Here is an 18,917-nt window from a genome sequence, read left to right as displayed (position 1 = left end):
CGGAACCATCTGTGAAGGTTGATATATCAGGCACCGGAGATCCGTATGAAAGTTTTGGTGGTAGACGACGACGTCGTATCGCGCATGGTGTTGATGCACCTGATCGACAGCTGCGGCAAATTCGACATCGTGGAAGCGGAAGACGGCGCCGACGCCTGGCAGCAGCTGGAAGACGGCCTGCGGCCCGCGATCTGCTTCTGCGACCTGCGCATGCCGCGCCTGTCCGGCATCGAGCTGCTGCAGCGCGTCAAGGCCGACGCCAACCTGAACACCGTGCCCTTCGTGCTGGTGTCGTCGGCGACCGACCGCGAGACCGTGCAGCAGGCGCTCAATGCCGGCGCCGCCGGTTACATCGTCAAGCCCTTCCAGGCCGACCAGGTGCGGGTCCATTTGCTGGGATTTTTCGAGCAGGCCGCCGGCGGCTGCGAACACGAAGCCGAAGCGCCATCCGACACCGCGCAGCGGCTCGGCATCAACGCCGAACGCCTGCTGGTGTACCTGGCCGGCTTCCACAAGCAGCTCACCGCCGCCAGCGGCGAACTCGATGCGCTGCTGGCGCGCGGCGAGCAGGAGGAAGCGCGCCAGCGCATCGAGCGCTTGCACGCCGGCTGCGTCACCCTGGGCCTGAGCGGCGCCGCCGCCGCGCTCAAGACACTAGCCTCCGGCGCGCTCGCCAGCGAAGCGCTGCAAGCCGTGCTGACCGGCGTCGTGCACGCCGTGATACAGCAATCGGGCCTGGTGCGCCCAGCCGGCGCGTGAGGCGCCGATGGTTCGCCGCCGCGCGATGCCGCAGCCCCGGTCTTGACCCCGGTTGAGGTTGGCGGCGGCCCCATACAAGCGCGCCACGGATTTGGCTCCCCAGACACGCACATCGCACTTGTGGTCGATTTAGTTTAGGTTTAAAGTATCCCCTCCGCAGGTGCTTAGGCTGACTATCCAACTATCCGACTTCAGGCGACCATGACCCGACCTACCGAGTGGAACACCCAGTACGATGGGCAGTACGACAATTTCGCGTCGCGCCAGCTGCCGCCGCCGGAACTGTGGCCGGAGTTGCGCTTCGACCTGCCGCAGCTGCGTTACCCCGAGCGCCTGAACTGCGTCGCCGAACTGGTCGACGCCGCCGTCGCCGGCGGTGGCGGCGCGCGCATCGCCATCATCGGCGAACACGAAACCTGGACCTACGCCGAGCTGCAGGAAAAAGTCGACCGCATCGCCCATGTGCTGCGCGGCCCGCTGGGGCTGGCGCGCGGCAACCGCGTGCTGCTGCGCGGCGCGAACCATCCCATGATGGCGGCCTGCATCCTGGCCGTGTTCAAAGCCGGCTGCATCGCCGTGCCGACCATGCCGCTGCTGCGCGCGCGCGAACTGGCCACCGTCGCCGTCAAGGCCCAGGTGAACGCGGTGCTGTGCGCCGCCGGCCTGCGCGACGAGGTCGACGCCATGCCCTCGGGCCGGCCGGAAAAAATGCTGTGCTTCGGCGCCGACGGCGCCGAAGCCGGTTCGCTCGAAGCGCTGATGGCGCTCCAACCGGCACGCTTCGCCGCCGCCGACACGGCCGCCGATGAAATCTGCCTGATCGGCTTCACCTCCGGCACCACCGGCGTTCCGAAAGGGACCATGCACTTCCAGCGCGACGTGATGACGATCTGCGACTGCTTCCCGCGCTCGGTGCTGGGCACGCAGCCGTCCGATATCTTCATCGGCACGCCGCCGCTGGCCTTCACCTTCGGCCTCGGCGGCCTGCTGCTGTTCCCCTTGCGGGTCGGCGCGGCCGCCGTGCTGCTGGAAAAACTGACGCCCGACACGCTGCTGCAAGCGATAGAAAAACACGGCGCCACCATCTGCTTCACGGCGCCGACCTTCTACCGCCAGATGGCGCCGTTGGCCGGGAAATACGATTTGTCGCGTTTGCAAAAAACCGTGTCCGCCGGCGAAGCGCTGCCGCTGGCCACGCGCGACAGCTGGCAGCAGGCCACCGGACTGGCGATGATAGACGGCATAGGCGCGACCGAGATGCTGCACATCTTCATCGCGGCGGCCGGCGACCAAATCCGTCCCGGCGCCACCGGCAAACCGGTGCCCGGCTACCAGGCCTGCATCCTCGACCTCGACGGCCGGCCGGTCGGCCCCGGCGTGATCGGACGGCTGGCCGTCAAGGGGCCGACCGGCTGCCGCTACCTGGCCGACGAGCGCCAGCGCGACTATGTGCTCAACGGCTGGAACCTGACCGGCGACGCCTACGAGATGGACGCCGACGGCTATTTCTACTATCGCTCGCGCACCGACGACATGATCATCTCGGCCGGCTACAACATCGCCGGCCCGGAAGTGGAGGAGACGCTGCTGCGCCATCCGGCCGTCGCCGAATGCGGCGTGGTCGGCAAGCCGGATCAGGAGCGCGGCCAGATCGTCGAAGCGCACATCGTCCTCAAGGCCGGCTACGAGGCCTCGGCCCAGATGGCGGCCGCGCTGCAAGACTACGTCAAGGCGCAAATCGCGCCGTACAAATATCCGCGTTCCATTCAATTTTTATCGGCGTTGCCGCGCACCGAAACAGGCAAGCTGCAACGCTTCAAGCTGCGCGCCGCGCCATCGACCCAGAGCCCCACATGAATATAGTTTGCATAGGCGGCGGCCCGGCCGGCCTGTATTTCAGCCTGCTGATGAAGCAGCAGGATCCGGCCCACCAGATCACGGTCATCGAGCGCAATCGCCCCTACGACACCTTCGGCTGGGGCGTGGTGTTTTCCGACCAGACGCTGGGCAAGTTGATGCAGTCGGACGAGGCCACGGCGCGCTCCATCCTGCAATCGTTCAATCACTGGGACGATATCGACATCCATTTCAAGGGCGAGAAAGTGACCTCCGGCGGCCACGGATTCTGCGGCATCGGCCGCAAGCGCCTGCTCAATATCCTGCAGCAGCGCTGCGAGGAACTGGGCGTGCGGCTGGTGTTTGAAACCGAGGTGGCGGACGACCAGGCCATCGCGGCGCAGTACGGGGCCGACCTGGTGATCGCCGCCGATGGCTTGAACAGCCGTATCCGCACGCGCTACGCGGCCAGCTACCAGCCGACCATCGAAGCGCGCCAGTGCCGCTTCGTGTGGCTGGGCACGAAGAAAAAATTCGACGCCTTCACGTTCGCCTTCAAGGAAACGCCGCATGGCTGGTTCCAGGCCCACATCTACCAGTACGACGGCGACACCTCGACCTTCATCGTCGAGGCGCCGGAGCCGGTGTGGCGCGCGGCCGGGCTGGAGGACATGAGCCAGGAGCAGGGCATCGCCTTTTGCGAGCGGCTGTTCGCCGAGCAGCTGGATGGCCACGCGCTGCTGTCGAACGCGCCGCATCTGCGCGGCTCGAATATGTGGATCAAGTTCCCGCGCATCGTCTGCGGCCAGTGGGTGCACTGGAACGGCGCGGTGCCGGTGGTGCTGATGGGCGACGCCGCGCACTCGGCGCATTACTCGATCGGCTCCGGCACCAAGCTGGCGCTGGAGGACGCGATCGAGCTGGCGCGCTGTTTCGCCGCCCACGCCGACGCCGCGATCGCGCTCGACGCCTACCAGGGCGCGCGCGCGATAGAAGTCATCAAGATCCAGAGCGCGGCGCGCAATTCGATGGAGTGGTTCGAGAACGTGGCGCGCTACACGGCGCTGGAGGCGCCGCAGTTCGCCTACTCGATGCTCACGCGCAGCCAGCGCCTGTCGCATGAAAACCTGCGCCTGCGCGACGCCGCCTTCGTGGCCGGCTATGAAGCGTGGTTCGCCGCGCGCGCCTATGCGCAGGCCGGCCTGGCGGCGCCGCACAGCCTGGCCGTGCCGCCCATGTTCACGCCCTTCAAGGTGCGCGGGGTGACGCTGAAGAACCGCATCCTGGTCTCGCCGATGGCGCAGTACAGCGCCGTCGACGGCGTCGCCGGCGACTACCACCTGGCGCACCTGGGCGCGCGCGCGATGGGCGGCGCGGCGCTGGTGTTCGCGGAGATGACGTGCGTGTCCGCCGACGCGCGCATCACGCCGGCCTGTCCCGGCATGTACGCGCCGCGGCACACGCAGGCCTGGAAGCGCATCGTCGATTTCGTGCATGGTCACAGCGACGCGAAAATCGCGCTGCAACTGGGCCACGCCGGCGCCAAGGGTTCGACGCGCGCCATGTGGGACGGCATCGACCAGCCGCTGGCGCGCGACGAGGACAACTGGCCGCTGGTGTCGGCCTCGCCGCAGCAGTATCTGGCCGGCGTGTCGCAGACCGCGCGCGCGATGACGCTGGCCGACATGCGCCGCATCGAGGACGATTTCGTGCGCGCCACGCTGGCCGCCGACGAAGCGGGCTTCGACTGGCTGGAGCTGCACTGCGCGCACGGCTACCTGCTGTCGTCCTTCATCTCGCCGCTGACCAATGAGCGCGGCGACGAATACGGCGGCGCGCTGGAAAACCGCTGCCGCTATCCGCTGCGCGTGTTCGCGGCGATGCGCGCGGCCTGGCCGGCGCACAAGCCGATGAGCGTGCGCATTTCCGCGCACGACTGGGTCGCCGGCGGCATCACGCCCGACGACGCGGTGGCCATCGCGCGCCTGTTCAAGCAGGCCGGCGCCGACATGATCGACTGTTCCTCGGGCCAGGTCAGCAAGCTGGAACGGCCGCTCTACGGCCGCATGTTCCAGACCCCGTTCGCGGACCGGGTGCGCAACGAGGCGGGGATAGGCGCCATCGCCGTCGGTGCTATCTTCGAGGCCGACCACGCCAACGGCATCATCGCCGCCGGCCGCGCCGACCTGTGCGCGGTGGGCCGCCCGCACCTGGCCAATCCGGCGTGGACGCTGACGGAAGCGGCCAAGATAGGCTATCCGGGCCTGGCGTGGCCCAAGCAATACGTGCCGGGAAAGCAGCAGCTTGAACGCAATCTGGAACGCGAGCGGCAGCTGGCCGCAGCGAATGCCGGCCTCACTGCGCAGCAGGTGGCGGCGCAATTACTGGAAGGTTGAAGATGACGATTTTGATGGGTAAGCACGCCCTGGTCACCGGCGGCGCGCGCGGCATCGGCGCCGCCTGCGCGCGGGCCTTGCTGCGGCGCGGCGCGCGCGTGACGCTGGCCGGCCGCGACGTGGCGGCCCTGCTGCGTGCGCAGGAGGAGATGCGCAGTCTCGGTGAAATCGGCATCGAGCAGATCGACGTCGCCAGCGAAGCGTCGGTGCAAGCCGGTTTCGCGCGCGCGGCGCAGCGTTTCGGCCGCATCGATATTTTAATCAACAACGCCGGCCAGGCCGCACCCGCGCCATTCATGAAGACCGACGCGGCGCACTGGCAGCGGATGCTGGACGTGAACCTGAACGGGCCGTTCCACTGCACCCAGGCGGCGCTGCCGGCGATGCTCGAAGCGCGCTGGGGCCGCATCGTCAACGTCGCCTCGACGGCGGGGCTGGTCGGCTATCGCTACGTGTCGGCCTACGTCGCGGCCAAGCACGGCGTGATCGGCCTGACGCGCGCGCTGGCGCTGGAAGTGGCGGCCAAGGGCGTGACGGTGAACGCGGTCTGCCCCGGCTACACCGAGACCGACATCGTGCGCGAGGCGATCGCCAACATCGTCGCCAAGACCGGCCGCAGCGAGGATGAGGCGCGCGCTGAACTGGCGGCCGCCAATCCGCAAAAGCGGCTGGTGCAGGCCGAGGAAGTGGCCAACGCCGTGCTGTGGTTATGCCTGCCCGAATCGGCGGCCATGAATGGACAAGCCATCGCCGTCGCCGGCGGTGAAGTGATGTAAAGGATAGCGATCAACATGTCATCACCAAGCGCCCGCACCGGGCACCATGAAGACGGCGACGCGGCGCGCGACGAACCGGTCGACCTGTCGAGCCGCCTGACGCAGGACCACCACCAGTCGCTCAAGCTGTGGCTGCGCATGCTGTCCTGCACCACCATGATAGAAAACGAAATCCGCGGCCGCCTGCGCGTGACCTTCGGCATCACGCTGCCGCGCTTCGACCTGATGGCGCAGCTGGAGCGCTATCCGCAGGGCCTGCGCATGGGCGAGCTGTCGAAACGGATGATGGTCACCGGCGGTAACATCACCGGCATCACTGACCAGCTGGAGCAGGAGCAGCTGGTGGTGCGCGTGCCCGATCCCAAGGACGGCCGCGCCTACAGCGTGATGCTGACCGCCGAGGGACGCGGCGCCTTCGCCGAGATGGCGGCGGTGCACGAGGGCTGGATCGCGCAGCTGTTGCAGGATGTGTCGGGCGCCGACAAGACGCAGCTGATCGAGCTGCTGTCGCAAATGAAGCGGCACCTGAACGCCGCCGACGAAAAAAAGGAGCACTGACATGCGATATCTTCCCGGCCAGGCGCAGCAACTGCCCGGCAACCGCGCCGCGTTCGCGCACCATCAGGCGCGGCATTTTTTGTTTGACGTGGCCGGCGGCGTCGCCACGCTGACGCTCAATCGCCCCGAGCGCAAAAATCCGCTGACCTTCGACTCCTACGCCGAGCTGCGCGAGCTGTTTCGCGCGCTCGCTTATGCCGACGACGTGAAGGCCATCGTCATCGCCGGCGCCGGCGAGAACTTCTGCTCCGGCGGCGACGTGCACGACATCATCGGCCCGTTGACCAAGCTCGATATGCCCGGCCTGCTGGCGTTCACGCGCATGACGGGCGATGTCGTGAAGGCGATGCGCGCCTGCCCGCAGCCCATCGTCGCGGCCATCGACGGCATCTGCGCCGGCGCCGGAGCGATGCTGGCGCTGGCGTCCGATATGCGCCTGGGGACGGCGCGCAGCAAGACCGCCTTCCTGTTCACGCGCGTCGGCCTGGCCGGCTGCGACATGGGCGCCTGCGCGCTGCTGCCGCGCGTGATCGGCCAGGGCCGCGCCTCGGAACTGCTGTACACGGGGCGTTCGATGTCCGGCGCCGAGGCCGAACGCTGGGGCTTTTTCAACAGCGTGCAGGAACCGGAGGCGCTGCTGGCGGCGGCCCGCGCGCTGGCGCAGGGACTGGCCGACGGCCCCACTTTCGCGCACGGCATGACGAAGAAGATGCTGCAACAGGAATGGAATATGGGCGTCGACGAGGCCATCGAGGCGGAGGCGCAGGCACAGGCGATCTGCATGGCCACCAACGATTTCCATCGCGCCTACCACGCCTTCGTGGCCAAACAAAAACCGCAATTCGAGGGCGACTGATGGCTGACAAAACTTATCTGGAGTGGCCGTTTTTCGCGCCGCGCCACGCGGCGCTGGAGCAGGCGCTCGACGCCTGGGCCGCGCATAATATCGCCGACCAGCATGGCGACGACGTCGATGCCGCCTGCCGCCAGCTGGTGCGCCTGCTGGGCCAGGGCGGCTGGCTGCGGCACGCGGTGGGCGGCGTGGCCCATGGCGGCGCGGCCGACGCCATCGACACGCGCGCCATCTGCCTGATCCGCGAAACGCTGGCGCGCCATTCCGGCCTGGCCGATTTTTCGTTCGCGATGCAGGGACTGGGCTCCGGCGCCATCAGCCTGTTCGGCGGCGACGAACAGCGCGCGCGCTATCTGCCGCGGGTGGCCGCCGGCGAGGCCATCGCGGCGTTCGCGCTGTCGGAACCGCAGGCCGGATCGGACGTGGCGGCGATGCAGTGCGCGGCCGTGCGCGATGGCGACGCGTATATTTTGAACGGCGAAAAAACCTGGATCTCGAACGGCGGCATCGCCGATTTCTACGTCGTCTTCGCGCGCACCGGCGAAGCGCCGGGAGCGCGCGGCATCAGCGCCTTCATCGTCGACGCCGACACCGCCGGCTTCGACGTCGCGCAGCGCATCAACGTGATCGCGCCGCACCCGCTGGCGCGGCTGACGTTCAACGATTGCCGCGTCGCCGCCGGCCAGCGCATCGGCGAGGCGGGGCAGGGCTTCAAGGTGGCCATGGCGACGCTCGACGTGTTCCGCACCTCGGTGGCGGCGGCGGCGCTGGGCTTCGCGCGGAGCGCGTTCGACGAGGCGCTGGCGCACGCCAGGTCGCGCCGGATGTTCGGCCAGGCGCTGGCCGATTTCCAGCTGACGCAGGCCAAGCTGGCGCAGATGGCGACCGGCATCGACGCCGCCGCTTTGCTCACCTACCGCGCCGCGTGGCGGCGCGACCAGGGCCGCAAGGTGACGAAGGAGGCGGCGATGGCGAAGATGACGGCGACCGAAACGGCGCAGCAGGTGATCGACGCGGCCTTGCAGATGTTCGGCGGCCTCGGTGTCGTCAGCGGCCATCCGGTCGAATGCCTGTATCGCGAAATCCGCGCGCTGCGCATCTACGAGGGCGCCACCGAGGTGCAGCAATTAATCATCGCGCGCGAGCTGCTGCGCGAGCCGCCGCACAATCCGGCGCACATTTGACAAGGAATCGGCATGGAATTTTTACAACCTGAAGGCTGGGCAAGACCGCGCGGCTATTCGAACGGCGTCGCCGCCAGCGGCAAAACGGTGTGCGTCAGCGGCATGATCGGATGGGACGGGCAGGGCGTGTTCCACACCCAGGACTTCGCCGGCCAGACGCGCCAGGCGCTGCTCAACGTCGTCGCCGTGCTGGCCGAGGCGGGCGCCGGACCGGAACACATCGTGCGCATGACCTGGTATGTGCTGGACCGCCACGAGTACAAGGCCGCCTACAAGGAAATCGGCGCCGCCTACCGCGAGGTGATCGGCCTGCATTTTCCGGCCATGACGGCGGTGCAGGTGGTGGCCCTGGTCGAGGAGGCGGCGCGGGTGGAGATCGAGGTCACGGCGGTGCTGCCGGCTTAGCGCGCCGGCGCAACGGCCGGCGTCGGCGGACGGCGCATGAGCAGCCGCGCCAGCGGGAACAGCACGCCCAGCAGCGTGATCGGGAACAGGTGCTTTTCAAATTCGAAATAGCCGTCGCCGTACACCACCAGCCAGGGATAGCCGAGCAGGAACAGGCTGTACAGCGCGTAGCGGACTTGTCTGGCGCGCAGGGCGGCCAGCAGGCTCAGCGTCGACGCCAGCAGCGCCAGCGCGCCCCAGTAGCGCATCAGCACGCCATACGGCGCCAGCAGCGGCGCCGGCAGGGTGCTGCGGAACAGATAATCCATGCGGTAGTCGGCGCCGGCGGCGGTGGTGATCGGCTCGCTGACGATGCGGTAGGCGTACTGCGGATTGGCCAGCAGCGTGGACCAGAACCAAGCGCGCAGGTGGGTGCCGAGCAAATCTTGCTGCGGCTGCGCCAGCGCGGCGCCGGTCGGCCAGTAGCTGCTGCCCCAGTAGGGGCGGGCGTCTTCGCTGCCGGCCGGGAAATGGACGGTGGCCGGATCGATCCGGCTCGCTGCCAGCGCCGCGCGTCCGGAAAAGTCGCGGGCCGGCCACGACGACACGCCCGCCATGCTGTAGGCCAAGCCGTTGAAGTAGCGGTTATAACCGTTCGGAATGCTGAACTTGCTGCCCTTGACGGCGATGCCGCCGCCGAGCAGCAGGGCCAGCAGCAGGAAGCCGGCATTGTGCTGCCAGCGGGCCCGGCGCAGGCCGCTGAGCATCATCGGCAGGAATTGCACCTTGCTGGCCGTAATCAACAGCGCCAACGCGCGGCTGCCGCGCCGCACCGCCGTGCCGTCGCGCAGCGCGCAATACACCAGCAGGGGCGCCAGCGCGATGACCAGGCTTTCCTCGTAGGCGGAGTTGAAATAGGCCAGGATGTAGGGGTTGAGCAGCAACAGCAGCAGCGCCGTCCCGGCCGCCCAGTGCAGCTCCAGCATAATCAGCAGGATGCCGCCCAGGTAGAGCGCCAGATAGGTCAGGCTGAGCCACCGGAAATCGAATTGTTCGGCGCCCAGTGCGCGCTGGACGCCGGCCCACGTTTGCACCAGCGCACCGGTCGAACTCATGGGTATCAAGTCGACCATGCCGATTTCGGCGGACGGCCGGAACGTGAAATAGCGGGGGAAGGGCGCGAACGCGGCGTAACCGTGGTCGGACGCGACCTGGGCCGAGCGCAGCGTGCGCCAGCCGTCGCCGTTGTTGATGCGTTCGACCTGTCCCATGGACAGCGACAGCGCCAGCAACAGCAGCGCGACCAGTCCTGCCTTGACGCGGCTGGAGTAGGGCGTCCGGCGCCATGCGGCCATCATGCTTGCGATCATCGCTGACTCCCGGTGGGGCGCAGCGGCGGCGCGCTGGAATACCGCAAGGCGGCGACGGCCAGCCAGCCGACGGCGACGGCCAGCCACAGTGTCACCAGCCGGCAGAGCAGGGTGATGACGATGGCGTCGGACGGCGCATAACCGTGGGCGCTCAGCAAGGCCGCCATCACGGCCTCGGTGCTGCCCAGTCCGCCAGGCAGAAAGGATAGCGCGCCGACGATGATGGCGATCGCATAAATGCTGACGGCCTCGCCCCAGCCCAGCGCCACCGTCGGCGCCAGTTGCTGCGCCAACAGCAGCAGGCCGCTGCCTTCCAGCGCCCAGCTGAGCAGGCCCAGCAGAAAACCGCCGGCCACGATGCGGGGCTGCAGCAGTTGGCGCGCGCTCAGCAGCATCAGCAGCACACTGTCGAGCAATGCGCGGCGCGCGCCGCTCAGGCCGATGGTGTCCAGCCGCTGCCGCCACGCGGCCCACGGCGCCGCCGCCAGCAGCAATAGCGCTGTCAGCAGGGCGGCGCCCACGACGGCCAGCAGCCACGTGTAGCGGGTCAGCGCCGCCAGACCCAGCGCCGCCAGTGCCGCCATCGCCAGCACATCGAGCATGCGCTCGACAAAAAACGCCGCCGCCGTGTCCGACAGCGGGACGCCGGTCTGACGATAATATTGTGCCTTGGCCATTTCGCCGACCTTGCCGGGCGATAGGGTAAAGGCGAAGCCGGCGAAATACGTCAGCGTCACGAAGCGCAGCGTCATGTGGTGGCCGAGGCGGCGCAGGTAGTGGTGCCAGCGCAGGGCGCGCAGCAAATAATTGAGCAGCGAGAAAGCCGACGCCACCAGTATGGCCTGATGCAGCCGCCACAGCGAAGCGAAGGAAATCCGCGCCAGATCGGTACGAAATATCGCGCCGCACCACAGCGCGAACACGACTATCGCCGCATAGGTCAGCAGAGATCTTGTTTTCAAAATGTCGCTCTTCGCCTGAGATGAATGTGGCCGGATTATTTATTCCGGATCAATATTTGACTGACGGGTAAGAAAAACTTTCCTCATCTGGAAGCGCCATTTGATATACACCGCTTCCATCTTCAGCAATTTCGAGCGTAGTTTGCTGCTTGGTAGTTCTACATAATTCCAGGAAAAATAGGCAATGACAAAGCTGATGGCTGTCGCACACAGGTAATTCTTCAACCAGTTTTGATTGTTCCCGCTGAGCTGGGCAACCAGCTGCTGCATTGGAAAACCATACAAATACAAGCCATAAGAATAATCGCCGCTTTTGATGAATTTTCCTTTTGTCGGGTTGCAGAGGCCCAGGTATATCGTTATATAGGCCAACGGCAGTGCGGCGAACAACGCGCCTTTCTGCAGTTGCAGAAGAAAAATTGCCGCCACCAGTGCCGCAACAAGCAAGCCGCGCGAATAGGGGATTACCGCCCGGTAGACGTTAAAGCCCACGCCGTACAAAAAACCCATCACCAGAATTTTACCGGGAACGAAATCGGCGGCGGAATCGGGCAGTTGCATGCCCTGATAGATAAAGTATAGTTGAATCGCCAGCAGGGCAGCGGCAAAGCCGAAGCGGTGCTTGACGATGCCGACCGCAGACAAAATGGCGAGTGAAATATAACATTCCAGCTCCCATGGGATGGTCCACAGTTGCCCGTTCACGGTCTGGGGAAACGGATTGCTTAAAAACACTCCCGGCAGCGTGTAGTGGATGGCTCCGACGATGTTGAGGAAATAGGTGTGGAACTCTCTGCTTGAGAAATACTCGGCTAGCGGCAGCGTCGTCACTACCGGTCCAAGCAGCAGCGCCGAAATTGTCACCTCCAGGAATAGGGCGGGAACAATCCTGATTACGCGCAGGCCCAGAAACGAAAAAAGAGTTTGACAACGCCACAGACTGCCGGCAACCAAAAATCCGCTCAGAACGAAAAATGAAATTAATATCGTGCGTACGGGAACGAGGAAAAATGGCGAAAGTTGGTGCGCGGCGATGCTTCCATAACTGAGCACATAGGAATGCCACAGTATGACCGCCAGGGAAAGCCCTAGACGTAAGTAATCAAATCCGCTGGACCGGTTATTTGTTTCGGTCATTCTCGCTTCAAGCGTAGCGGCGGGCATACGAAATCCCATTGTATTCTCCAGGGGGCGCAACATGAACACTCAAAATGGAATGGAAATAAGAATTTATGGTTTATTTGACAATCTCGCCAGGCCATCTGTCGCCGTAGCCTCAAATTCATATTTTCGTCAACCTTAGCATTATGCCAAAAAATTCTCAAGGCGTTAATATTTCGGGCTGTACGGCTCAGCGTCGATGTTGGGTGCGTGAGATTGATGTTGAACGGCGGGGGATGCAAGGGTGCTTGCGGTAGGGGGGGGGCGCGAGGCGCCTGGGGGGCTCCAACTAGCGGAGCGCTCAAGGCTGGAATGATGGTCCCCCCGACTGGAATCGAACCAGTATCCCACGCTTAGGAGGCATGTGCACTATCCATTGTGCTACGGGGAGACGCGATGCACCTGCAATTATAGCTGTATTGAACGCGGATGACGAACAATCCTGCTATGGCTGCACAGGCAGGGCGGCGCCATGGCGCCGCTGCGCGCGTTCACGATTTTGAATTTTTTACGGCGATCAGTGTTGAAATTCTTTGATTGTGTTTGAAGAAGCGCGCCAGCGGCGATTCGATGATGCTGAATGCGATATAGCCACCGAGATTGGCGATGACGATGCAAGCTGCCGCAAACACCACGATTTGGCCGTATTGATTTTCACCTATATGGTTGGAGATTATTTTTAGTCCGCCTATGATAAAACCGTGAAATAAATAGGTGCTGTAGGAGGCGTCGCCCAGGCGCTCGAAAAATAAAATAGGTTTGCTGATTATCCTGGGCTGGTAGCTGGCGGCAAAAAACACGCAAATGGCAACCATGGCGATGTCGAACGCCAAATACTCTTGTCCGTCGCCGCGGACGGTCAGTGCCAAAGCCGATAAAATCAATAAGGAACAAAGGGCCAGCGGAACGATCACCTTTTCTATTTTGAAGTTGAAATGATTTTTCACCACGCCCACCAGCATGCCGCATACAAAAAACAACAAAATACGATTGGCATAGAAGGTGAAAAAAAGCTCGTTTTCCTTGGCGCTGTTTTGCATGGCCGATAGGGCGATGAAGAAACCGATGCTGATCGCTAGCCCGACGGTTTTTTTGAACGACAGCGCGGCGGCGAATATCAGATAAAAGAACATTTCATAATTCAAGGTCCAGCCTTGCGCCAGGATGGGGCGGTACAGGCCGCTGGCGTCCGTGTAGGGGATGAACGCCAGTGATTTTATGTAGTTTAATAAATTGTAATCCGGGCCGGAGTGGATTTTATTCAGGTATTGCAGGGAGGTGGCGATGGCGTAAATTGGCAGCACCCTCAGTATCCGCTTCGTGTAGAAATTAAAAGCCTGTTCCTTGCTGCCGAATGAAGCGGCCTGGGTTTCAATCATGATGAATCCGCTGATGCCGAAAAATACGATGACGCCCATCGCGCCGAAGGCCGGTACGGAATATTGCGCGGCGTGGGGCCAGTTGCTCATGATATTGCCCAACAGGTGTTCGATGACGACTAGCGATGCTGCAAGGAAGCGCAACATCTGTATTCCGTGATATTTTTTCATTGCGGGAATTGTATTTTATTGAATATCGATGCCGGGTGCGGATAGCCTTTGTGCGGAAGACTATTATCGCCGGCGGAGGGCGCGCTAGCCGGCCTGCGTTGTCCGGCAAAGCCTGGCGAAAAGCGAACTCGCTCACGATTGCTCGCGTTTAGTTATATACATATCATCATTATATGATGAATTACCTTTGCTCCGACCGGTCTGGGCGAACCTGATTTTGATGATTAGTTCGGCCAAAATCGCGGTTTCGCCGGCCTTACCCGTTACAATGCGTGTTTTACACATCCAATCGGCGGCCTCGCGATCTTCAGCGCGGCCCGCACGCACATCCAAACATTATGGCAGTCATCTCTCTCTCCTCGGCGCAACTGGCGTTCGGTCACGTCGCGCTCCTCGATCACGCGGAATTTTCTCTCGAAGTAGGCGAACGCGTCGGCCTGATCGGCCGCAACGGCACCGGCAAGTCCTCGCTGCTCAAAGTGATCTCGGGCCGCTTCAAGCTCGACGACGGCCTGCTCGTCATGCAGCAAAACATCCGTATCGCCTACGTCGAGCAGGAGCCGGTGTTCGATCCGGAAATGACGGTCTACGACGCGGTCGCCTCGGGCATGGGCGCGCTGCCGGCGCTGCTGAAGGAATACGATGAGCTGACCGGCCAGTTCGGCCAGGGCAACGACGATGCCGTCATGGATCGCATGCACGACGTCCAGGTCCAGCTCGACGCGGCCGACGCGTGGAGCTTGCCGAACAAGGTGGAAACCGTGCTGGGCCGTCTGAACCTGACCGGCGACATGCTGATGAAGACGCTGTCGGGCGGCATGCAAAAGCGCGTCGCGCTGGCCCGCGCCCTGGTGTCGGCGCCGGACGTGTTGCTGCTCGATGAGCCGACCAACCACCTGGATTTCTCGTCCATCATGTGGCTGGAAGGCTTGTTGCGCGATTTCAAGGGTAGCGTGTTGTTTATTACCCACGATCGTAGCTTCCTGGACAATGTCGCCACCCGCATCATCGAACTCGACCGTGGCCGCCTGCTGTCGTATCCGGGCAATTTCACCGCTTATCAGGTGCGCAAGGAAGAGCAGCTGGAAATCGAGGAGGTGGAAAACGCCAAGTTCGACAAATTCCTGGCCCAGGAAGAAGTGTGGATACGCAAGGGCGTCAAAGCGCGCCGGGTGCGCGACGAGGGCCGCGTGCGCCGCCTGGAAGCACTGCGCCTGACGCGCAACGCGCGCCGCGATCAACAAGGTCAGGTCAAGCTGGACGTGTCGGCCGGCGAGCGCTCGGGCAAGATCGTTGCCGATCTCGAGGGCGTCTCGAAGAGCTATGGCGATAAAGTCATCGTCCAGGACTTCACCGGCACCATCCTGCGCGGCGACAAGGTCGGCCTGATCGGCGCCAACGGCGCCGGCAAGACCACGCTGCTGAAGATGATACTCGGCCAGGAAGAGTCCGATACCGGCAAGATCCGCCTCGGCACCAAGTTGCAGGTGGCGTATTTCGACCAGATGCGCACCCAGCTCAACGAGGAAGCGAACTTGATGGAAACCATCGCGCCGGGCAGCGACTGGGTCGAGATCAACGGCCAGCGCCGCCATGTGATGACCTATCTGAACGACTTCCTGTTCGCGCCGGAACGGGCCCGTTCGCCGGTCAAGTCGCTGTCGGGCGGCGAACGCAACCGCCTGCTGCTGGCGCGCCTGTTCGCCAAGCCGGCCAACGTGCTGGTGCTCGATGAGCCGACCAACGATCTGGACATCGACACCCTGGAACTGCTGGAAGAATTGCTGGAAGATTACACCGGCACCGTCTTCCTCGTCAGCCACGACCGTACCTTCCTCGACAACGTCGTCACGCAAGTGATCGTGGCCGAAGGCGAGGGCAAGTGGCGCGAATTCGTCGGCGGTTACACCGACTGGGAGCGCGTGCGCACGGTGGCCGCGCCGGTGACGCCGGCCAAGGCCCCGGCCAAGACGGACGCCGCCGCCGCGCCCGCCGTCAAGCAGAAAAAGCTCAGCTTCAAGGAACAGCGCGAACTCGACGAGCTGCCCAAGCTGATCGCCGCGCTGGAGGACGAGCAGACCGCGCTGGCGTTGCAATTGTCGGACCCGGACTTCTACAAGAAGAACGCGGCCGAGGCCAAGCGCATCAATGCGCGCGTCGAGGCGATCGAGGGCGAATTGCTGATCGCGCTGGAAAAGTGGGAACAAATCGAAGCGCGCGGCAATAGCTGATTGCCCGTCTTTGTGGTTTTCTGTGGTGGCCGCCGTCCCGATTCGCGTGCGGGGCTAGGCGTATCTGTCTGTTGCACTTACAATAAGCTTGGTTGATTGCACAGACAGGAACTTCATGCAGCAGAAAGCCGGCTTGCTCCGCGAGGGCGCGTATGTTTGACTGGGCATCGCTGCCCCGTATCGTGCCCTTCGCCACCTATATGTGCTTCATCGTCCTCGGCGACGTGCTGGGCCGCATGGGCTGGAGCGCCACGGAACTGCGCTGGCTGTATGCCGTCAAGACCCTGGCCGTGGTCATCACCCTGTTCATTTATCGACGCCACTACAGCGAGCTGGCCGGGCCGCGCCCGCGCGCTTCCGCGCTGCTGCTGGCGGCGGCCGTCGGCGTGGTCGTGCTGCTGCTGTGGATTACGCTGGGCGCCGGCTGGATGGTGATCGGCCAGTCCGCCGGCTTCGATCCTCGCACCGATGGCGTCATCGACTGGTCGCTGGTCGCCGTCCGCCTGGCCGGCGGGGCGCTGGTCGTGCCGCTGATGGAGGAGGTGTTCTGGCGCTCCTTCCTGATGCGCTGGCTGTGCGACACCAACTTTTTGCAGGTCGATCCGCGACGTGTAAACGTCCGGATTTTTATTGCTACCGTGATATTATTTGGATTTGAGCATAATCTGTGGCTGGCAGGCATCGTCGCCGGCGCGGCATACAGTTTCCTGTACATGCGCAGCCGCTCGCTATGGTCTCCCATACTGGCGCATACCGTGACCAACGCCCTGCTGGGCGTCTGGATAATTTTTACCGCTAACTGGACTTACTGGTAATATTGCTAATCAGTTGTCGAACCATGCAAAGACGAATAACAATGTTGAGTTATGCGCGAAATAGAAATGTTTATGACCTCCATCAAACCGTATCCGCAACGTGGGCGCAGGGGCAACAGCCGGCTTTGACCGGCCATCGGCGTGCGCCGGGCAAGGCCGGCCGCAACACCGTGCTGGCAGCATTGATGGGGCTGGTATTCAGTGCGCCGGCCATGGCGGCACTGAGCGACACCATCCATCCTTTCGTCGGCGTGTCGTATTCTTACGACGACAATCTGTTGCGTTTGCCCGACAGTCGTACGGGCGACAACGCCGGTTATTCCGATACCTCCAAGCAGGTGGTGGCCGGGCTGGACTTCGAACGTCCTGTGGGCCAGCAGCAGTTTTCCGTCACGGCCAAGGTGAGCAAGGTGACCTTCGACCGCTTTGACGAGCTCAACTACACCGGCAAGGATGCGACCGCCAACTGGCAATGGCGTCTGGGCAAGCATTTCGACGGCACCCTGGGCGGCACCTACTCGCAAACCCTGACCCCGTTCACCGACTTCCACAGTTCGCAACTCAATTTGCGCACGCAGACGGGCGAATACGTGACGGCGAACTGGCTGTTCCATCCGAGCTGGCGGGCGCGGACCCGCTACGAACAAAACAAGTTCAACTACGACCTGACGTCCCAGAGTTACCTCGACCGCACCGAAAAGATCGAAGAAGTCGGCTTCGATTATCTGGCGGCCTCGGGCAGCACCGTCGGTTTGCTGGTGCGCCAGACCAAGGGCGACTATGAGAATCCCCTGTTTTTTGGCAACGAGCTGTTCGACGAAAGCTTCAAGCAGGACGAGTTGAAACTGAAAGTGTTATGGAAGCTGGGCGCCGTGACCCAGCTCCAGTTCGAGGCCGGCCATGCGCGCCGCACCCACGAAAGCGCGAACGTGCGCGACGCCAGCGGCACCAACGGCCGCGCCATCGCCACCTGGTCGCCCAAGGCCACGCTGCAGTTCACCGGCACCCTGTACCGCGAATTTTCCGCCTTCGAGGGTTCGCTGGCGACCTACAGCCTGAACAAGGGCGCCAGCGTGGCGGCGACCTGGAGCGCCACGGAAAAAATCCGCGTCGACGCCCAGTACCTGGTGGTTCGGCGTGATTATCCGGGCCTGGAGCAAAGCGCTTTGCTCGGCGCCTACGACCACAACCACACCAGCTCGCTCGGCGCGACCTATACCGCGCGCTCGAATATTTCGCTGGGCCTGAACGTCTACCGCGACGTGCGCTCGGTCAGTCCGGCTTTCAGCAACGCCTATCGTGCCAACGGCGTGTCGTTCAACGCGAACGTCCAGTTCTAGTTCTGAAGAACCACCATGACGGTTAATGATATCCCCTTGATTTCGTTCTTTCAGCGCATACTCGATCCGTTGATTATCATGGGGGCGCTGTATCTTTCCTGCATGCTGCTGGGGGCGCCGTTCACCGGTTATCTGCTGGTGCTGATGATACTGGCGTTCTTCATTTCCTCGTCGGTCTACCAGTATATCGACCCTTACCGCACCTGGCGCAGCGGCCGCATGCTCGGCTATGCGCGCGACATCGTCGCCGGCTGGTGCGTGACCGTGGCCATCCTGTTCTTCGTCGGCACGGTCAGCGGCCTCGCTTACCAGTTCGACGGTGACGTCGTGCTCTGCTGGTTCATCGCCACGCCGTTTTTGCTGCTGTCCAGCCACCTGGTGGCGCGCAAGATCGGTTCCGGCCCAGGCGAGGGCAGCGAAGTGCGCTCCATCATCGTCGTCGGCGCCAACGACGTCGGTCTCAAGTTCGCCTCCACCGTCGAGCGCAATCCGAACCTGCTGATGAGCGTGCGCGGCTTCTTCGACGACCGCACCGAAGACCGCCATCCCTCGGGCATGCGCCAGCCCATGCTGGGCCGCATGGCCGACATCGCCGGCTTCGTGCGTCAGCACCACATCAAGATGATCTTCATCAGCCAGCCGATCTCGGCCCAGCCGCGCATCCGCAAGCTGCTCGACGAGTTGCAGGACACCACGGCGTCGGTGTATTTCCTGCCCGATATCTACGTCTTCGACCTGATGC

The 18,917-nt window shown here is 63.6% G+C and carries 15 protein-coding genes, 1 tRNA gene and 1 pseudogene; 12 read left to right on the top strand and 5 right to left on the bottom strand.

The window, feature by feature from the left end; genetic code table 11:
• Positions 1–45: 45 nt before the first annotated feature.
• The 8 genes from Q0S71_RS16215 to Q0S71_RS16180 all read left to right on the top strand — a co-directional run bounded on the left by Q0S71_RS16215 (position 46) and on the right by Q0S71_RS16180 (position 8,767).
• Positions 46–759 (top strand): response regulator, encoded by a 714-nt coding sequence (locus Q0S71_RS16215; protein WP_295997869.1) that lies wholly within the window; start codon positions 46–48, stop codon positions 757–759.
• Positions 760–960: 201 nt separating this feature from the next.
• Positions 961–2,616, top strand: a complete 1,656-nt coding sequence (locus Q0S71_RS16210; protein ID WP_295997866.1) for an AMP-binding protein — start codon at positions 961–963, stop codon at positions 2,614–2,616.
• The gene (locus Q0S71_RS16205) at positions 2,613–4,991 is read left to right on the top strand and encodes a bifunctional salicylyl-CoA 5-hydroxylase/oxidoreductase (RefSeq protein WP_295997861.1); all 2,379 of its coding nucleotides are present in this window, start codon (positions 2,613–2,615) and stop codon (positions 4,989–4,991) included. Before Q0S71_RS16210 ends, Q0S71_RS16205 begins: the two co-directional genes overlap by 4 nt.
• A 2-nt stretch (positions 4,992–4,993) precedes the next feature.
• The gene (locus tag Q0S71_RS16200; RefSeq protein ID WP_295997860.1) at positions 4,994–5,767 is read left to right on the top strand and encodes an SDR family NAD(P)-dependent oxidoreductase; all 774 of its coding nucleotides are present in this window, start codon (positions 4,994–4,996) and stop codon (positions 5,765–5,767) included.
• Between the two features lie 15 nt (positions 5,768–5,782).
• Positions 5,783–6,325, top strand: coding sequence for a MarR family winged helix-turn-helix transcriptional regulator (locus tag Q0S71_RS16195; RefSeq protein ID WP_295997857.1), 543 nt, complete (start codon positions 5,783–5,785; stop codon positions 6,323–6,325).
• A 1-nt stretch (position 6,326) separates the two neighbouring features.
• Positions 6,327–7,181 (top strand): enoyl-CoA hydratase family protein, encoded by an 855-nt coding sequence (locus tag Q0S71_RS16190; RefSeq protein WP_295997855.1) that lies wholly within the window; start codon positions 6,327–6,329, stop codon positions 7,179–7,181.
• Entirely contained in the window at positions 7,181–8,362 is a 1,182-nt protein-coding gene (locus Q0S71_RS16185) for an acyl-CoA dehydrogenase family protein (protein WP_295997852.1), read from the top strand. Before Q0S71_RS16190 ends, Q0S71_RS16185 begins: the two co-directional genes overlap by 1 nt.
• 12 nt (positions 8,363–8,374) lie before the next feature.
• Positions 8,375–8,767, top strand: a complete 393-nt coding sequence (locus tag Q0S71_RS16180; RefSeq protein ID WP_295997850.1) for a RidA family protein — start codon at positions 8,375–8,377, stop codon at positions 8,765–8,767.
• Here Q0S71_RS16180 and Q0S71_RS16175 read toward each other — a convergent pair.
• The 5 genes from Q0S71_RS16175 to Q0S71_RS16155 form a co-directional block, all read right to left on the bottom strand.
• Positions 8,764–10,116 (bottom strand): hypothetical protein, encoded by a 1,353-nt coding sequence (locus tag Q0S71_RS16175; RefSeq protein WP_295997848.1) that lies wholly within the window; start codon positions 10,114–10,116, stop codon positions 8,764–8,766. The two genes, Q0S71_RS16180 and Q0S71_RS16175, sit on opposite strands and share 4 nt — an antisense overlap.
• Positions 10,113–11,078 carry a lysylphosphatidylglycerol synthase transmembrane domain-containing protein gene (locus tag Q0S71_RS16170; RefSeq protein ID WP_295997845.1) on the bottom strand — a complete coding sequence of 322 codons (966 nt, stop codon included), beginning with the start codon at positions 11,076–11,078 and terminating at the stop codon, positions 10,113–10,115. The genes Q0S71_RS16175 and Q0S71_RS16170 overlap by 4 nt, the downstream gene beginning before the upstream one ends.
• 39 nt (positions 11,079–11,117) lie before the next feature.
• Positions 11,118–12,278, bottom strand: a complete 1,161-nt coding sequence (locus tag Q0S71_RS16165; protein ID WP_295997844.1) for an acyltransferase — start codon at positions 12,276–12,278, stop codon at positions 11,118–11,120.
• 277 nt (positions 12,279–12,555) lie between these two features.
• A tRNA-Arg gene (locus tag Q0S71_RS16160) sits at positions 12,556–12,630 on the bottom strand.
• Positions 12,631–12,730: 100 nt separating this feature from the next.
• Complete coding sequence (locus Q0S71_RS16155; protein ID WP_295997842.1) at positions 12,731–13,765, bottom strand: acyltransferase; 1,035 nt, start codon at positions 13,763–13,765, stop codon at positions 12,731–12,733.
• Positions 13,766–14,127: 362 nt separating this feature from the next.
• Between Q0S71_RS16155 and Q0S71_RS16150 the strand changes: the two genes are divergently transcribed.
• The 4 genes and pseudogenes from Q0S71_RS16150 to Q0S71_RS16135 form a co-directional block, all read left to right on the top strand.
• On the top strand, positions 14,128–16,020 hold the full coding sequence (locus tag Q0S71_RS16150) for an ATP-binding cassette domain-containing protein (RefSeq protein ID WP_295997839.1): 1,893 nt from the start codon (positions 14,128–14,130) through the stop codon (positions 16,018–16,020).
• A 152-nt stretch (positions 16,021–16,172) separates the two neighbouring features.
• Complete coding sequence (locus tag Q0S71_RS16145) at positions 16,173–16,835, top strand: CAAX prenyl protease-related protein (protein ID WP_295997836.1); 663 nt, start codon at positions 16,173–16,175, stop codon at positions 16,833–16,835.
• Between the two features lie 125 nt (positions 16,836–16,960).
• Complete coding sequence (epsL, locus tag Q0S71_RS16140; protein WP_295997833.1) at positions 16,961–18,175, top strand: XrtB/PEP-CTERM-associated polysaccharide biosynthesis outer membrane protein EpsL; 1,215 nt, start codon at positions 16,961–16,963, stop codon at positions 18,173–18,175.
• Positions 18,176–18,190: 15 nt separating this feature from the next.
• Positions 18,191–18,917: pseudogene (locus tag Q0S71_RS16135) on the top strand (undecaprenyl-phosphate glucose phosphotransferase); the annotation flags it as partial.

The organism is Rugamonas sp., from assembly GCF_025354735.1.
GTDB lineage: Bacteria > Pseudomonadota > Gammaproteobacteria > Burkholderiales > Burkholderiaceae_D > Rugamonas.
Note: the sequence above shows the minus strand (reverse complement) of the source record. Positions and strands in the feature narration are given on the sequence as shown.

Bases quoted from the DNA above. Each gene is read 5' to 3' on its own strand.
- Q0S71_RS16190 (WP_295997855.1), top strand. From the start codon at position 6,327: ATGCGATATCTTCCCGGCCAGGCGCAGCAACTGCCCGGCAACCGCGCC.
- Q0S71_RS16145 (WP_295997836.1), top strand. From the start codon at position 16,173: ATGTTTGACTGGGCATCGCTGCCCCGTATCGTGCCCTTCGCCACCTAT.
- Q0S71_RS16165 (WP_295997844.1), bottom strand. From the start codon at position 12,278: ATGTTGCGCCCCCTGGAGAATACAATGGGATTTCGTATGCCCGCCGCT.
- Q0S71_RS16210 (WP_295997866.1), top strand. From the start codon at position 961: ATGACCCGACCTACCGAGTGGAACACCCAGTACGATGGGCAGTACGAC.
- Q0S71_RS16175 (WP_295997848.1), bottom strand. From the start codon at position 10,116: ATGATCGCAAGCATGATGGCCGCATGGCGCCGGACGCCCTACTCCAGC.
- Q0S71_RS16200 (WP_295997860.1), top strand. From the start codon at position 4,994: ATGACGATTTTGATGGGTAAGCACGCCCTGGTCACCGGCGGCGCGCGC.
- Q0S71_RS16215 (WP_295997869.1), top strand. From the start codon at position 46: ATGAAAGTTTTGGTGGTAGACGACGACGTCGTATCGCGCATGGTGTTG.
- Q0S71_RS16155 (WP_295997842.1), bottom strand. From the start codon at position 13,765: ATGTTGCGCTTCCTTGCAGCATCGCTAGTCGTCATCGAACACCTGTTG.
- Q0S71_RS16150 (WP_295997839.1), top strand. From the start codon at position 14,128: ATGGCAGTCATCTCTCTCTCCTCGGCGCAACTGGCGTTCGGTCACGTC.
- Q0S71_RS16195 (WP_295997857.1), top strand. From the start codon at position 5,783: ATGTCATCACCAAGCGCCCGCACCGGGCACCATGAAGACGGCGACGCG.
- Q0S71_RS16180 (WP_295997850.1), top strand. From the start codon at position 8,375: ATGGAATTTTTACAACCTGAAGGCTGGGCAAGACCGCGCGGCTATTCG.
- Q0S71_RS16205 (WP_295997861.1), top strand. From the start codon at position 2,613: ATGAATATAGTTTGCATAGGCGGCGGCCCGGCCGGCCTGTATTTCAGC.
- Q0S71_RS16185 (WP_295997852.1), top strand. From the start codon at position 7,181: ATGGCTGACAAAACTTATCTGGAGTGGCCGTTTTTCGCGCCGCGCCAC.